Consider the following 14,929-nt stretch of genomic DNA (forward strand, 5'->3'; position numbering starts at 1 on the left):
ATGGCGTGTCACTGGCTGGCCCTGGCGGCGGCGCGGGCGCGCGCGAGCCGGGCCTCGTACAGCCGGTCGAGGAACTCGTACAACACCAGCTCCTGGCGGCGCTGGGCCGTGCGCATGAGCCGGTTGACGTGCATATGCGCCAGGCTCAGGGCCATCCCGGCGAGCGACAGGCGGCCCGCAGCCTCGTGCGCGCGCAGCTCCGCGACGATCGGCGCGAGCTGTGCCGAGCGCGCCAGCAGCGGCGCCAGCGCCGGCTCGTCGTCGGGCGTGGCGGCCAGCAGGCCGTCGAGCTGCTTGCGCTGCTGGCGGTAGGCGTCGCCGAGCTGGCTATGCAGCCGCGTGTCGGCGCGCACCTCGTGGGCGTAGCCGTCGCGGGCCTGCTTGATCAGCGCGTGGCGCTCGGCCTCGGCCAGGCCCAGGTCGGCCAGCAGCTGGTCGACGCCACGCAGCGCCAGCCGCCAGCGGCGGGCGATCCCGGCGTCGCCGGCATTGCGCTCGACGATCGCCAGCACCGCCTGGCTATCGGCGTGGAATAGCCGCTCGGCCAGCTCGATGCCAGCCGCGCCGCCGTAGCGCTCGATCTCGCGCTCGTAGGTGTCGAGCTGCATGCGCCAGATCCGGCCGTCGGCCAGCAGCGGCGCAGCGGCGGCGTGCAGCGCCGGCAGCAGCTCGCCGTAGAGCCGGGCCGGGCTGCCGTGGAAGCGCACGCGCAGGTGGTGCTCGGGGTCGTTGTAGCGGATGAAGAACCAGCGGTCGATCGCGCCCGAGCGCTCGGCTGCGCGCACCAGCGGCGCCACAACCTCGCGCAGCACGCCGTCGGCGGCGGCCATGCCGGTGTACAGCTTGGCGTACAGCCATTCCGACCCTGGCGCGAAGCTGCGCTGCGTAGCAGGCGGGGCATACGCGGCAGGCTGTATCGCGCCACTGCGCGGTTTTTCCACTTCTCCGCTCGCGCCGCACACAAACGGCACCACCAGCTCGTGCACGAAGCGCCCCTCCGGGCCGCTGGCGGCCAGCGCGCCGGGGCCGGGGAACATCTCGGTGAGCGTAGCCTGCGGGCGGCCCTTCACCAGGTCGATCAGCGACTCGACGCTGAGCGGGTTGTCGAAATCGACCGGCAGCTCGTTGTCGCCGTCGTCGAGCAGCACCACGCGCGGCAGCCCACGCTCGGCGCGCCAGGCCTGGGCAGCGGCGAAGCGCTCGGCGCCGCGCGCCGCGCCCAGCCGCTCAAGCTCGGGCTTGCGCGCCAGCCAGCGCGCGCGCGCCAGCACCAGGCGGCCGTGGGCCACGCGCGGCAGGAACGGCAGCGCCTCGAGCGCGCCCCAGTCCCAGCTCATGCCATAGGTGCTGCCCTGGCCCTGGAGCGCGCACAGAAACTTGTAGAGCGGCATGCTGCGCATGGCATAGTTGTGCGCGCTGCTCAGGCGCGGCTCGACGCGCCGGCCCAGCCGGCGCGAGCGCAGCACCACGCGCTCGCCCACCACCGACACCAGCAGGTCGTCGGCGGCGATCTGGCGCTCGCGCGGCGCGCCCGAGCTGCCGAGGTAGGCGATCTCGTAATCGCGCAGCACCGGCCGGCAGAGGATGTTGCCGACGCGGCCCTCGGGCAGGTGGGCGATCTCGGCGAAGACCGCGCCGGGGTCGCGCGCCTCTTCGGCGCGCAGCAGCTCGCGCACCTGCTCGTGCAGCGCGTCGTCGGCGTGGCAGAAGCGGCCGAGCAGCCGCGCGGCCGACGCACCCGAGAGGCCATGGAGCAGGATCTCGTACGCGCCGCCATCGCCGGGCTGCGCCACCGACGCCATGATCGCCACGGTGCTCGCCAGCGGGCGCGGCTCGCGCGCGGCCAGCTGCTCGATGTCGGCGTCGCTCAGCTCGATCGCCTGCGCTCCGGCGCGCGCGGCCTCGTCGACCTTGCGCAGCAGCAGGGCCTGGCGCGCCGGCCAGCTGCCGGCGTGCTCGGCGGCGCCGGGGAAGGCCAGGCCGCCCAGCAGCGGCGCGGCATCGGGGCCGGTGGCGCGCGGCGGCCCGAAGCCCACGCCGTGCTCTTCGTCGAGCGCCTCGAGCAGCGGCACCTCGCGGGCCTCGTAGCGCGCGGTAAATGCCTTGCGGAAGGCGTCGAGCGCGTCGGCGCCGCTGGGCGCCAGGCGGCGCAGCAGCTCGGCGCCGCGCGCCAGGTCGGCGGCCAGCTCGGGGCCGAGCGTGGCGTCGTCGGCCGGGCGCGCCAGGTCGACCTGAAACAGCCGGGCGATCTCGGGCCTGGCCGGCAGGCCCTCGAGCAGGCCGGCCACCTCGCGGTAGCGCTCGGGGTCGGCGCCCAGGCCCGCCGCGTCGATCGCGTCGATCGCGTCGCGCGCCGCGCCGAGCTGCGCGCCAAGCGCGGCGGTGGCCGGGCTGGCGCGCAGCTGCCGCACCATGCGGCCGATCGGCTCCTCGCCGGTGACGGCGGGGGCGATGTCGGGCAGCAGCAGCTGGCTGTCGATCAGCTCGCCGACAAACTCGGCGGCCTCGTCGAGCGTCACCTCGGGGTCGTCGGCGGCCAGCGCGGCGGCTAGCGCGTGGGCGGTGGCGCCGCGGCTGGCGCGCGCCAGCGTAGCCTCAAGCGCATCGCTAGGCTCGACGGCCACCAGGTGGTAGGTGCGCAGGCGGCCACTGACGCGCGCCTCGGCGTAGCGCAGCCGCCCGCCGGCCCGGTAGATGCTCGAGTTCGGCAGGTAGCGCCACGTGCCGCGCAGCGCCGGGTCGTGCGCGAGCGCGTCGGCCAGCGCGAACAGGTAATCCATGTCCAGGCGGGTGTGGCGCCGGCCGGCGCCGCGCGGCGCAATCGCCAGGCGCGTAGCCTCGCCGGTGCGCCCGACGCCCCAGCCGGCGAACAGGCCAAACGGCGTGGCGCGGCCCGACATACGCGCGAAGTAGCGCACCAGCGCGCGCTCGGCCTTCTGCCCGCGCTCGCTCTCGGGCGCGGCCAGCCAGTGATCCAGGCTGCCCTCCAGGTCGGGCGAGGCGACGAACAGCGCGTCGCGCACCTCGGGGCGGGCGGCCCAGCCGCGCAGAAACGCGCGCCGATCGGCGGCGGCGCCCCAGGCCAGAAACTCGTCGAACGGCAGCAGCGGCGTGCGGATCACAAAGAAGCCGGCCGGCCGCAGCTCGGCGGGCGGGGTTGCCGGTTGGTTTGGCGCTGGCGCGTGGCTCATAGGTTTGCTTTCGCTTCAATCTTGGCCGGTCGCGGCTACAATCGTACTCGTCCACACTTCTGCGTGCGGTTTTCCCTTGTGGAGCGCGGAAAAACCGCACGCAATACCCCCAGCGGAGCGGGGCTCCGCAGCTGCCCCGCCCTAGCCAATGCACACGCAGGTCGCGTTGCAGGTGATCGTTTGGAAGTTGCAGCCGGCGCAGGTGCACGAGTTCGTGCCAGGGCAGGCCGGGTAGAGCGACTGCTCCTTGCAGTGGCCGCCGCCGGTTTTCAGCGCGCCGCCGGCAGCGCCCTCGAGCTGCTCGTCGTTCAGCTCCTGCACGGTCTCTTTGTTCAGTGCCAGCTTCTTGCCCTTCTTGGCTTTTTTGTCCTCGCCCATGCTGATCGCTCTCCTTTCAGAGCTAGCGGCTTACGCAGCTGGGGCGCTCAGCCTTACTGCGTAAGCCCGCTGAGTGTCGGCGGCCCGCAGGGGCGCGAGCCGCGCTGCAAAGCGGCGCGCCTACGGGCAGCCGCAGGTCACCGTCGGCTGGCAGCCGATCGAGCAGAACACCGTCGGGCATGCGCAGCTCTGGCAGGTGCACGAGTCGGTGCCGGGGCAGGCCGGGTAGAGCGACTGCTCCTTGCAGTGGCCGCCGCCAGTCTTCAGCGCGCCGCCGGCCACGCCCTCGAGCTGCTCGTCGCCCAGCTCCTGCACGGTCTCTTTGTTCAGCGCCAGCTTCTTGCCCTTCTTGGCTTTCTTGTCCTCGCCCATGGGTACTTGTCCTTTCGTTGCGTCATTCGTGAAGGCCATCGGATTGTGCTTACCTTGCGTAGGTTTCCTTGAGTTGGTGAAAAAGGGCGCAGGAAGCTAGGCCGGCGCCGGTGGCGCATGCCCAGTCGATCGTTCAGATCTATCGCGTTCTCGCGTGGGTTACGTGCTTGCCTGAAGCTTACCAGCGCGCCCTTGCCGCGCTCGTACGCGGCTCATACCACTGTGTTATTTTGGTGGGATCGCCACCAGCAGCATGCGATCCCAGCCCGGCTCGACCGCCGAGGTGGCGGCCAGCAGCGCCAGGCCCACGCCTGCCACGCCGCACAGCAGCCCCGGCGTCGCGGCCCACTCGAGCGTGGTGGTGCCGCGCACTGGCTCGAGCGCGAGGTAGCCGGCGAGGCCCTGGCCAGGCCGGCGTAGCTCGAATGTCTGCGCGAACCAGCGCCGCGCCGCGTTGGCGAAGGCTTCCTCGCCGGTGGCCTGGTACAGCCGGTTGAAGATGTGCGCCGCGCCGGCGCTGCCGTGGCACAGCCCCGCGTCGGCCACGCCGGCCATGTGCGGCGAGCGCGCGGCGGCGTGGCGCGCCACTTCGAGCGCGCCGCGCTCCCAGGCTGGCTCGGCGACGGCGCGCGCGGCGTACAGCAGCGCCGCCGCCAGGCCCAGGTCGCCGTAGCACCACGCCAGCCGCGAGGTCTGCGGCGCCACGCCCGGCCCGGCGTAGTAGCCAAACAGCGAGCGGTCGTTGGGCGGCAGCCGCTGAGCCAGCAGCCAGCTCACCGCGTCGCCGAGCAGCGGCCGGGCGATGTCGTCGGCTACGCCGGCGGCGCACGCGCCGGCCAGCAGCGCGATCACGCCCGGCACGCCGTGCGCCAGGCCGAGGTTGTAGTAGCCGTTCGGGAACTCGGCGCGGGTGCTGGGGATCAGCAGGTGCGGCGCGGTCCACCAGGTGGCGCCGGCCGGCTGCCGCTCGGCCGTCTCGGCCAGGCGCGCCACCACCTGCGCCAGCACCTCGGCCGCGCGCGGGCTGGGCAGCTGCTCGAGCGCGTACACGCCGTAGCCCACCAGCCCGCCGATCAGGTCGTAGTCGCGCCGCCACGGCGTGGCGCCCAGGTGCGCCAGCAGCGCCTCGTCGATCTCGGCGCTGGCGTCGTCGTCGTCGGCGGCGGCGGCGGGGCCAAGGATGTGGCCGGCGGCCCAGGCGATGCCGCTGAAGCCGCCGTAGAGCGAGGCCGGCAGGCGCTCGCTGGCGAGCGTGTCGATCGCGGCGTCGAGGTAGGCTTCGGCCACCTGCTCGGCGCCGGGCCAGGCGCCGGCGCGCGCCAGGTAGCTGTAGAACAGCGCCAGCCCGGCATAGCCGCCGGCGAGCGAGCCGCCCTCGATCCCGGCCGGGTGGTCGCACAGCGCTTCGGCGATCGCCACGACGGTGGCGCGGGCCTGCTCGGCCGGCGCGCCCGCAAGTACTGGCGCCCAGGCGCGCGGCCGGGCGGCGGCCGGGGTGTCGAGCTGTAGTGTCGCTTCCATGTTCCTGCCTTCCAGTGCGATTCCCTCGTCACCAGGATGTTCGAAGGCAGGCGGACGTGTGGATGAGTGGATTGCGCGGAGATCGGTGTCGGGCAAGCAGGCGGCGCGGCTGCGCTACTGCGCTGCGGGGATCAGGCGCGGTCGCGCAGGGCGAACTCGACGGCGGCGCGCAGGTCGGGCGCCACCGCCAGGCGGCTGAGGTCGGCGCCGCTAGCCACCAGCGCCTGCGCCACCTCGGGGCTGACGCCGGCCAGCATCGCGCGCGCGCCCAGCAGCTCCATGGCCGTGGCGGCGCGCACCAGCCACGAGGCCACCTCGACATCGAGCATGGCTACGCCGGTGATGTCGAGGATCACCAGGCGGGCGTGCTGGCCGGCCACGCCTTCAAGCAGGCGCTGCGTGAGCATGTTCGCGCGCTCGAGGTCGATCTCGCCCACCAGCGGCGCCACCAGCACGCGCTTCAGGATCGGGATGATCGGCACGCTGAGCGAGCGCACCGTCGAGGCCAGTGTCTCGCGCTCGGCGGTGGCGCGCTGCAGCTGGCCGAGCGCCTGCTCAAGCTCGTGGTTGCGCTTGGCCAGCGCCGACTGCTCAAGCGCCAGCGCGGCGCGCTCGTCGCGCAGCGCGCCGGTCATGCGGTTGAATGCCGCGACCAGCTGGCCGATCTCGCTGCCGTCCCGCTCGGGGATGCTGTGGTCGTAGTCGCCCTGGTTGATGCGCTCGGTGGCCGCTACCAGCGCCGTGAGCGGCCGCGTCAGCGCGCGCGCCAGCCGCAGCCCCAGCAGCGCGGCCAGCAGCAGCGTCAGCGCCAGCGCGGCCAGCGTGGCGCGCTCGGTCGCGCGCATCTGCAGCTCGATCGCGCCGGTCGCCTCGGTCAGGTTCGCCAGCGCGCCCTGGGCAATGGCGTCGGCGCTGCGCTGCAGCTCGTTCGAGCGCTCGCTCAGCTCGGTCGAGCGGATCGTCTGCAGCGCGGTGAGGTTGTCGGCCAGCTGCGCGGTGGCGCTGATCGCCTGGGTCGTCGCGAGCAGCGCGTCGTCGAGCGTAATGCTGCGGTTGGCCGGGTTCTGCAGGGTTTTCAGGCGCGCCTCGACCAGGCGCAGGCTGGCGAGCGCGAGGCCCGACATCTCGGGGCTTTGGTCGGCCAGCATGCGGCTGGTGGCGGCATTGCCCGATTGGAGGTTGCTCTGGGCGTTCAGCAGCAGCGTCAGGCTAGTCGGGCTGGTGTCGCCGATCGCGCTGGTGAGCAGGCGCGTGGTGAGCGAGTTGGCCTGGATGATCTGGCTGTTGATCGTCAGGCGGAGCTGGTTCTGCGTGAACAGCAGCGTGCCGATCGACTGCAGCGTCGCGCGGTAGGCCCCCAGGCGCGCGCCCAGCTCGGCGGCGCGGTCGCGCTGCTGGTCGTTCACCAGCACGCTCTGCTGCAGCGCGAGGTCGCTGGCAAGCGCGTCGAGCGCGGTGTTGGCCTGATCGCGATTGGCCTGCTCCGGCTGGCGCAGGTAGCGGTTCACCGCCTGCTGGGCCTGGGCCGCGCGCGCGGCGAGCTGCGCGCCCAGCCGCGCCTCGGCTGCGGCATTGGCGTTGATGTCGGTCACCTGGCGGCTGATCTGCTCGAGCTGGAAGAGCAAAAAGCCTATCAGGGCCGCCATGAGCAGCAGGCCAGCGCCATAGCCGATCAGAATGCGGGTGCGGAGCGCCAGGCGACGCCAGAGCATATGCTACCTGCGAGATCACGAATGCCGATCGAGCCGGCCCGGCGGCGCAGTGGGCGCCGCCGGGCAAGCCAGTGCTCGCTCATAGCTTAGTGCAAGAATGAGCGTCTGCCAAGACCGAATTGATGACGATTTAGCGACGAAATCTTTATCTGGATGCGGTGCAATCGCTACCCATCAAGCATCACCACTGCGCTGAGCTGGTTCGGCCGGTCGGGCGTGAGCCCGCGCGCGATCGCGCGCTCATAGGCCAGCATCTGGCCGAATGGCAGGTACAGCGGGCCGCGCACCGGCTCGGCCACGTCGCCCAGGCTCACTTCGGCGTCGCCGGCGGCTAGCGCCACGACGCGCGCGCCCAGGGCGCGCATCTCGCTCAGCACCGCCTGCTCGTGGCTGCGATGCGTGTCGGAGAGCAGCCCGACGATCAGGGTGCCGGGGCGGGCCATCGACTGCGGGCCGTGGCGGTACTCGAGGAAGTGGAACGGCTCGCTCTCGCTGAGCGACATCTCCTTCATTTTCAGGCTCAGCTCGCAGGCCAGGCCGTAACGCGCGCCCGACCCGAGGAAGAAGCAGCGCTCGATCGCGGCGTCGCCGCCAAGCTCGAGGGCCAGCGCGCGGTAGCTGGCCAGCAGCCCGCGCGCGGCCGCCGGCAGGCGCCCCAGCTCGGCCCACAGGTCGTCGCGGCCGGCCCATGCCAGCGCCAGCCCGAGCGCGCCAAGCTGCAGCGTGGTGAATGCGCGCGTCTGCGCGATGCTCTGCTCCTGGCCGGCCGCCAGCACCAGGTTCATATCGCCCATGCGCGCCATCGGCTGCTCGGGGTAGCACGAGAGCGTCAGCACCGGGCCGCGCGCAGCCGCCTGAAACGCCGCGATCGCCCGCAGCGTCTCGCTGGTGGCGCCCGAGCGGCTCAGCGCCACCAGCAGCGTGCGCCGGCCGCCAGGGAAGCTGCCGGCCGGGTTGAGCCACACCTCCGAGGCCGGCAGGCCCACCGCAGGCACGCCCGCCAGCTCGCGCAGCGACGCGGCCGCCGCCAGCGCGAGGTAGTACGTCGAGCCGCAGCCGGTGAACACCACCTGCTCGGCATCGCGCGCGAACCCGCGCAGCGCGCCCTGCTGCGCGGCGAGCAGATCGAGCGTGGCGGCCCAGGCGTCGGGCTGCGAGTTGATCTCGCTCCAGGTGAAGTCGTTGTAGGGTGTCATGCAATACCTCTTACGCTTGTTTACGGATGACACAGGTGGCACAGATGATGTTCGGGCTTACGCAGTTGGCGTGCTCAGCCTTCGGCAGGCCGCTACTTTCCTTTTGGGCATGCGGTTTTTCCGCGCTGCGCGTGGAAAAACCGCACACACGCTGCTCAAAAAGTACCGTGCTGCCGCAGGCACCATGCACGGCTTCGCAAGGCGAACAGCGCGGCTGCATAAGTCCTCTATGTACTACGCATCGGTGTCATCTGTTGCCTGTGGGCTACTATTTATGGCGGAGGATGACGCGCTCGGCGTTGCGGAAATACACCTGCTCGAGTACGGCATCGGGCAGGTGCAGGCCGTAGATATACCAGCGGCCTTGTGCCGGCACAACGCTGCCGTCGTAGCTGAAATACTCGTCGTCGGTTTCGAGAAAGCGGTAGTACAGCCGGTATGTGTCGAGGTCGGCGCCTGCGTCGATGCCGAATAGGATGCGGTCGGCGTAGCGCATGAAGAAGCGCCGCGCGGTGTAGGGCTGGCGGCCTAGCTCGCCGAGGCGCGCGCTTATGTCGACATAGAAGTTCGGGCAGCGGTCGAGCAGCGCGGCGACCCAGCCGAGGTTTTCGGCGTAGCAGCCCACGTGCGCGCCAATGAAGTCGGTGGCGGGGTGGCGCGCGACGAGGTTGGCCAGGCCGTCTACGATCGCCAGGAACGGTGGAAATGGTGGGCTGGGGAATTGCCAATCCGGGTGGGCGTGTAGCTCGTCCCAGCGCTCGTTGCTGGCGTCAAGCGGCGCGAAGAATGCGACAGGGTCGGCGACGTGGATCATCACCGGCAGGTCGAGCTCGCCGGCGGCGGCCCATAGCGGGTCGAGCCGCGGGTCGTCGACGGCCACCAGCGCGCCGTGCTGATCGCGCACGTGCAGGCCGAACGGCTTCCAGATCTTGAGGCCCTCGGCGCCGCGCGCGGCCTGCTCGCGAAAGCGCGCTGCGGCCCACTCGCCAAAGCCGTCGCCGTGCGCCGGCCAGGCGGCCCAATCGACGCCGCCAAACACGCGGAAGCGCTCGGGCGCGGCGTGCTTGAACTGCGCCAGGTGGCGGTTGAGAATATCCTCGCCCCAGCCGCCGTCGAGATCGACTAGTACGCGTACTTCGGCGGCGTCCATCGCCGCCAGCAGCTCGGGCAGCGGGCGCGCGTCCCAGCCGCCGCCAAACTCGGGGCCAAGGTGGTTGTGCGCGTCGATCACCGGGAAGCGCGGCCGGGCTACCTCGCTCACACGCGTCGTCAGCGCCGGCAGCGGGCGATACTCCGATAGCAGCATAGTGGCTCCATATGTGTTGTGCAAAGGGTGTACCCACTATAATCGCGAAACGCGCACCTGTCAAGCATGTGCCTGCGCGATTGTGATTGAATTTCGCGATGCTCTGCTCGATCGATGCACAAAAGCATCATACTCTTGCATAAGTAATCACGTTTCACTGCAGCGTCACCATATATTGCGCCCGCACACTGTCAGTGCCCAAAGCCGCAGCGGCGCGCTCGATCGCGTCCGCACACGTTCCGAGTGATGGCATGGGCGTCGCAGGCGGCTGCGCGCCGGTCATAGAGGTTCCTTCGCACGTCGCCCGCAGCCGCGCACCTGGTCGCGGGTGGTTGTGCAAGCGAAAGAGCCGGCTGCGCGCCGGTCATAGGTGCTCCTTCGCACGTCACCCGCAGTCGCACACCTGGTCGCGGGTAGTGGTGCAGGCAGAAGATCTGGCTGAGTACGTGGTCGCAGGTAGTGGTGCAGGCCGAAGATCTGGCTGCGCACGTGGCCGCAGGTGGTGGTGCAGGCGGAAGATCTGGCTGCGCATGGAGTTCGGCAGGCAGAGCTACAGGCTGCGGCACAGCGCCACGCTAGCGAAACAGCACCGGCGCCTGCACAGCGGCGGTAGACTCCGACACGCCCGCGCCACTGGCGACGGTGAGGTGCGTGCCGCACGCCAGCGCGGCGGCGGGGTCGGCCGGGTCGCGCAGCAAGAAGCTACGCAGGCGCGTGCCGCCCGCGCGCAGCCAGCCCGAGCGGCCGTCGCGATCGAGATACTGGATGTCGAGGCGCGCGGTAGGCGCGAGGCGCTGGGCCACCACCGGCCAGCCCAGCGACAGCGCCTCGCTCAGCAGGCGCGCCCACGTGGCGTCGTCGTGGTGCAGGCCTAGCTGCAGGCTACGCCCGCCCCAGGCCAGGTTGCCCCGGTCGAAGCCGGCATACTTCAGCACCCAGGCGGGGCGCTCGGCGCGCAGGCGCGGCAGCGTCTCGGGCTGAACCAGCAGCGTCTCGGGGATGCCACGGCGCAGCGCCGGCAGCGCGGCCGGGCTGCGCTCGGCCAGGGCCTCGCGCACGGCCGGCAGCCCGAGCGCGGCCATCACGGCTTTGCTATCGAGGAAGAACGCTGGCGGGTTGATGAAGGCCGCGCCGCGCGCCTGCCACTGGCGCATGCGCGCAAGCTGGCTGGCACTGAAGCAGTCGCAGTAGCCAAAGCGGAACACACGCGCGTCGCCGACATCGGCGGGCCAGGCGTCGGCGTGCCACACAAACGGCCCGAAGCCGTGGCGCTCGATCCGCGCGAGCACGTCGTCGTCCCAGCGCTCGGGCTGTGTGGGGATGCCGAACATCGGCACGCGCCAGCGCTCGCCGCGGCGCACCTGTGCCGCGAACAGCGCCGGCGGCAGATCGAGAAGGAGCCGCGCGCGCGCGCCGGCCTCGGCCAGCGCCCGGCAGAACGCCAGCTGATCCCACACAAACTCGCCCCACGCAGCGGTAGCGGCAATCAGCAGCTCGCGGCCGGCGAGGATGCGCACGTAAGCTGCCACCAGGTCGGTCTCCAGGCCGTAGCCGCGCTGCATGGCGTGCGCGAAGCCCTGCGCCGAGGGGCAGATCTCCAGCTCGGTGGCCACCAGGCGGTAGCCGGCCGGGCTGTCGTCGGGGCAGAGCTGGAAGTCGGGGCGCAGGCCAAGCACCGCGCCGGGCGCGCGCAGCCGCGCCAGGTCCGGCGGCACATGGTAGCCCAGCAGCGCGTCGAGGCCGCAGGCCGCGCCGGCAGGCGTGCCATACAGCCCGGCCACCACGTCGAGCAGCGCGAAGATCGCCGCGCCCAGATCGCGCAGCTCGGCGGCCAGCGCGGCCGGCAGCGCGAACGGCTCGGCGGCCGGCAGCCACCAGCAGCCGTCGATGCCGGCCAGCCCGACGCCGGCCGCGCCGATGCGTGAGTGAAGCGCGGGCACGGGGCTAGCCACAGCGCGCAGCTCCGTCCTGAACCATCATAATAACTACTCTGTCACCGAAGTTCTTTTTCATTCGCCGATCCAAGAGCAACGCTGTCAGGCCGAACGAAGCTTCGCTGCCTCAACGCAATGTATTGCAATTTCGACGAGATGGTTCGCTGCACTCACCATGACACTGAACTACAAAGAAACTTCGTTGATAGAGTGCTTAAAACAAACGCAGTTGCGCCGTTCGGCCTGCCGCAGCCGTGCATGGTGCCTGCGGCAGCACGGAGATGCGGAACAACACAACTACGTACGTCTTAAGCATGCCTGGCGTGCGCTGCGCAGTGGCTGGCGGCGCGTTAATGCTGGAAGCGCATCGGGTCGAACAGCGCGATCGGGTGGCGGGTCGCGCCGTCGACCGCCAGGTCGGCCAGGATCTCGCCCATGACGCTGGCGAACTTAAAGCCGTGCCCCGAGCAAGGCGAGGCGATCGTCACCTGCGGGTGCTGCGGGTGCGGCCCAACCAGGAAGTCCATATCGGGCGTGAGCGTGTACAGGCAGGTGCGCGCGTCGAGCAGCTCGCCGGCGCTGAGCGCGGGCATACGCTGGCGCAGCCACTCGCGCATGTGCGCCACCTCCTCGGGGTGCACCACGCGGTCGACGGTCGTGGGGGTGCAGAGCGGGCCAAAGTTATGGAATGCCACCTTCACGCCGGCGGGGGTGCCGCTGAGCGCCGGAAAGCCGTAGAACGACGAGCCATCCTCGGCCTCCCAGATATAGATCGGGCAGCGGTCGGCCAGGAATGGCTCGCGGCCGCCGACCGGGTCGAACCAGTACAGCACATTGCGCTTGACGGTGAGCGGCAGGCCAAGGCCGTGCAGCAGCTCGGGCGCCCAGGCGCCGGCCGAGATGATCAGCCGGCCGGCCTCGTAGCTGCCGCGCGCCGTGGTGACGCGCACGCGGTCGCCGGAGGCGCTGGCCTGCCACTCGGTGGCCGGCTCTTCGTAGTGCAGCTCGGCGCCGCGCGCCTCGGCGCGGGCCAGGTGCGCGGCAATCGCGGCCTCGGGGTACAGCACGCCGCCGAGGCGCTCGTACAGCGCCACAATATTGTCGCTGGGCGTCAGGCCGGGCCAGCGGCGGCGGATCTCGGCGGCGTCGAGCAAGTCGTACTGCAGGTTGTGCTCGCGCGCGCTCCGGATGCTGCCGGTCACCACGGCGCTCTCGGCCTCGCCGATCATCAGGCCGCCGGTGATCGTCAGCAGCGTATCGCCGCTCTCGCGCTGGATCTGATCCCACAGCTCGTAGGCGCGCAGCAGCAGCGGCACGTAGGCCGGGTCTTCGTAGTAGGCCTGGCGGATGATCCGCGACTGGCCGTGGCTCGATCCCTGGTCGTGGCCGGGCCTGAAGCGCTCGAGGCCCAGCACGCGCTGGCCGCGTAGCGCCAGCTGATACGCGGCGGCGCTGCCCATGGCGCCCAACCCCAGCACGATCGTGTCGAATGTCTCTGTCATTGTTCGCTCCTGAATAGCCGGATGGCCTGCCACCAGCCATCGCGCTCGAATGCATAGTACTTCGTGCTCTGTATCACCGGCCGCGAGGCCAGGCCGCCCGGCAGCATGCCGTTGTGCAGGCGGATGCTGCGGTAGTACAGCGGCGCAAGCTCGCGCGCGGCGTAGGCGTGCTTCTGGCTGGCGCGCCAGTGCTCGATGCCGTCGGCGTGCAGCAGCAGCACCAGGTTGGCCCAGTTGCCGTCGGGCAGCTCGAGCGAGCTGTAGCTCAGCACGTAGGTGTGGTTCAGGAATTCGTGAAGCAGCTCGGTGTCGACATCCTGCAGCACCGCGGGGTTGGCGTCGCCGCGCTTCTGGCCAAAGAAGCCGACAAACGTCAGCTCGCGCGCGGACTGCAGCAGCGCGCGCGAAAGGATGACGATGCGGTGCAGCCGCGCGCCGTCTTCCGGCAGGGACTGGATGTACAGCTCGCGGCTGAGCGGATCGTCGGCGCTGATGTTGGCCTGGCGCAGCGTCTCGGCCAGGCGCAGGCGCATGGCGTCGAGCACGTGCGCGTCGGCAAGGCTGTGCTCGGGCTCGGCGAAGCGCCGGCCGGGTACTTCGTCGCAGGGGCCAAGCTGAATGAAACCGGAAGCTGGCATAGCGTCACCTCACTCGGCATGCTCAAGCCACACCGCCTCGGCGCGCTCGGCGGTAGCGCGAATAGCGTCGTAGTCGCGGTCGTGTACCGGCGCAAAGCGCTCGGCGAGGCCAGCCGCAAGCGCCGCGCGGCCGGCAGGGTGGCGGTGCATCGCCAGCAGCGCGTCGCGCAGCCGCTCGCGCAGCTCGGGCGGCACGTGCCGCGCGGCCACCGCCGGCGGCATAGTGTTGGGGCCGAGCGTCGCCACCACGCGCAGCCGCGCCACCAGCTCGGGCTGCTGCACGCGCGCGAGGTCGAGCACGGTGCTATCGACGGCGGCGGCGTCGGCCTGGCCGGCGGCCAGCATTTCAAGCGAGCGCATATGCCCGCCCGAGGCGCGCAGCGGCCCGCAGAACGCGCCGGTTTCGCCCAGCGCGGCCAGGTGCGCGCGCAGCAGCGCGTAGCCCGAGAACGAGCCGCGGTCGTTAAACAGCCAGCGCGCGCCGCGCAGCTCGGCAAAGCGCTCGAACGGGCTCGCGCGCGGCACTACCACGTCGGAGAAATAGATCGGCCGGCCGGCGTAGCGCGCGCCGCGCATCACCGGTGCGGCCAGCGGCTCGAGCCAGGCGCGCTTGTGGGAGTACAGCAGCCCGCACAGAAAGCCGCCGTCGGCGGCCCCGGCGTCGAGCATGCGCTCCTGCTCGGGCCAGGGCACGCCCTCCAGCAGGCGCGCCGGCACGCCGGCGTGCTCGGTGAGGTAGGCCGCCACGGCACGAAACAGCGGCCGAGCGCTCTCGGCCAACAGCGAAACCAGCGTGAGCGTCGGCATTGCGTCTGCGCTCCGTCGGCTATTCTGGCACATACGGTAGTGAATGGTGGCACATGTTCGCCGACGTTCGCCGATGTGTCAAGTCGTTTCAGCCGATCGCCGCGCGCTATCCGCGCGCGTGCAGCGGCGGCGCGCAGGTTGGCAAGAAGCTGAGCATACGCGCCTATCCACGCTGGCGCAGCGCGTGCTATCGTAGCGCCTGGTTAACACGAGTTACGCGGTCGCCTGCGATATCGGCTCCTTCTGCCTGCGGCAGCATGGCACTTCGCTTTCTTTTGAGCTGAGATGTTGGCGCTTTGCGCCAAAACCTCAGCACCATAGATGAAAAGTACCGCCTGTCTGCTGAGATGCCGCTGTAATCTAACCGGCCGT

The 14,929-nt window shown here is 71.0% G+C and carries 11 protein-coding genes; all 11 read right to left on the bottom strand.

What is annotated here, in order from left to right:
* Positions 1–8: 8 nt before the first annotated feature.
* A complete protein-coding gene (locus tag U0177_RS26210) occupies positions 9–3,191 on the bottom strand; it encodes a lantibiotic dehydratase (RefSeq protein ID WP_409573633.1) in 3,183 nt (1,060 codons plus the stop codon).
* A 141-nt stretch (positions 3,192–3,332) separates the two neighbouring features.
* On the bottom strand, positions 3,333–3,569 hold the full coding sequence (locus U0177_RS26215) for a class I lanthipeptide (RefSeq protein WP_409573634.1): 237 nt from the start codon (positions 3,567–3,569) through the stop codon (positions 3,333–3,335).
* A gap of 120 nt (positions 3,570–3,689) precedes the next feature.
* Positions 3,690–3,941 carry a class I lanthipeptide gene (locus U0177_RS26220; protein ID WP_409573635.1) on the bottom strand — a complete coding sequence of 84 codons (252 nt, stop codon included), beginning with the start codon at positions 3,939–3,941 and terminating at the stop codon, positions 3,690–3,692.
* Between the two features lie 225 nt (positions 3,942–4,166).
* The gene (locus U0177_RS26225; RefSeq protein WP_409573636.1) at positions 4,167–5,462 is read right to left on the bottom strand and encodes a lanthionine synthetase C family protein; all 1,296 of its coding nucleotides are present in this window, start codon (positions 5,460–5,462) and stop codon (positions 4,167–4,169) included.
* 131 nt (positions 5,463–5,593) lie between these two features.
* The gene (locus U0177_RS26230) at positions 5,594–7,174 is read right to left on the bottom strand and encodes a HAMP domain-containing protein (protein WP_409573637.1); all 1,581 of its coding nucleotides are present in this window, start codon (positions 7,172–7,174) and stop codon (positions 5,594–5,596) included.
* 167 nt (positions 7,175–7,341) lie between these two features.
* On the bottom strand, positions 7,342–8,370 hold the full coding sequence (locus U0177_RS26235) for an SIS domain-containing protein (protein WP_409573638.1): 1,029 nt from the start codon (positions 8,368–8,370) through the stop codon (positions 7,342–7,344).
* 268 nt (positions 8,371–8,638) lie between these two features.
* Positions 8,639–9,676: an amidohydrolase family protein gene (locus U0177_RS26240; protein WP_409573639.1), complete on the bottom strand. Its 1,038-nt coding sequence runs from the start codon at positions 9,674–9,676 to the stop codon at positions 8,639–8,641.
* Positions 9,677–10,251: 575 nt separating this feature from the next.
* Entirely contained in the window at positions 10,252–11,628 is a 1,377-nt protein-coding gene (locus U0177_RS26245) for a hypothetical protein (RefSeq protein ID WP_409573640.1), read from the bottom strand.
* A gap of 332 nt (positions 11,629–11,960) precedes the next feature.
* On the bottom strand, positions 11,961–13,112 hold the full coding sequence (solA, locus tag U0177_RS26250) for an N-methyl-L-tryptophan oxidase (protein WP_409573641.1): 1,152 nt from the start codon (positions 13,110–13,112) through the stop codon (positions 11,961–11,963).
* Positions 13,109–13,750 carry a hypothetical protein gene (locus tag U0177_RS26255; protein WP_409573642.1) on the bottom strand — a complete coding sequence of 214 codons (642 nt, stop codon included), beginning with the start codon at positions 13,748–13,750 and terminating at the stop codon, positions 13,109–13,111. The genes solA and U0177_RS26255 overlap by 4 nt, the downstream gene beginning before the upstream one ends.
* Before the next feature lie 9 nt (positions 13,751–13,759).
* Positions 13,760–14,557 carry a phosphate/phosphite/phosphonate ABC transporter substrate-binding protein gene (locus tag U0177_RS26260; RefSeq protein WP_409573643.1) on the bottom strand — a complete coding sequence of 266 codons (798 nt, stop codon included), beginning with the start codon at positions 14,555–14,557 and terminating at the stop codon, positions 13,760–13,762.
* Between the last annotated feature and the right edge of the window lie 372 nt (positions 14,558–14,929).

Source organism: Kouleothrix sp. (genome assembly GCF_046328425.1).
Classification (GTDB): domain Bacteria; phylum Chloroflexota; class Chloroflexia; order Chloroflexales; family Roseiflexaceae; genus Kouleothrix.

Excerpts from the sequence above, each read along its gene's own strand:
- U0177_RS26210 (WP_409573633.1), bottom strand. The coding sequence starts at position 3,191 with ATGAGCCACGCGCCAGCGCCAAACCAACCGGCAACCCCGCCCGCCGAG.
- U0177_RS26215 (WP_409573634.1), bottom strand. The coding sequence starts at position 3,569 with ATGGGCGAGGACAAAAAAGCCAAGAAGGGCAAGAAGCTGGCACTGAAC.
- U0177_RS26220 (WP_409573635.1), bottom strand. The coding sequence starts at position 3,941 with ATGGGCGAGGACAAGAAAGCCAAGAAGGGCAAGAAGCTGGCGCTGAAC.
- U0177_RS26225 (WP_409573636.1), bottom strand. The coding sequence starts at position 5,462 with ATGGAAGCGACACTACAGCTCGACACCCCGGCCGCCGCCCGGCCGCGC.
- U0177_RS26230 (WP_409573637.1), bottom strand. The coding sequence starts at position 7,174 with ATGCTCTGGCGTCGCCTGGCGCTCCGCACCCGCATTCTGATCGGCTAT.
- U0177_RS26235 (WP_409573638.1), bottom strand. The coding sequence starts at position 8,370 with ATGACACCCTACAACGACTTCACCTGGAGCGAGATCAACTCGCAGCCC.
- U0177_RS26240 (WP_409573639.1), bottom strand. The coding sequence starts at position 9,676 with ATGCTGCTATCGGAGTATCGCCCGCTGCCGGCGCTGACGACGCGTGTG.
- solA (WP_409573641.1), bottom strand. The coding sequence starts at position 13,112 with ATGACAGAGACATTCGACACGATCGTGCTGGGGTTGGGCGCCATGGGC.
- U0177_RS26255 (WP_409573642.1), bottom strand. The coding sequence starts at position 13,750 with ATGCCAGCTTCCGGTTTCATTCAGCTTGGCCCCTGCGACGAAGTACCC.
- U0177_RS26260 (WP_409573643.1), bottom strand. The coding sequence starts at position 14,557 with ATGCCGACGCTCACGCTGGTTTCGCTGTTGGCCGAGAGCGCTCGGCCG.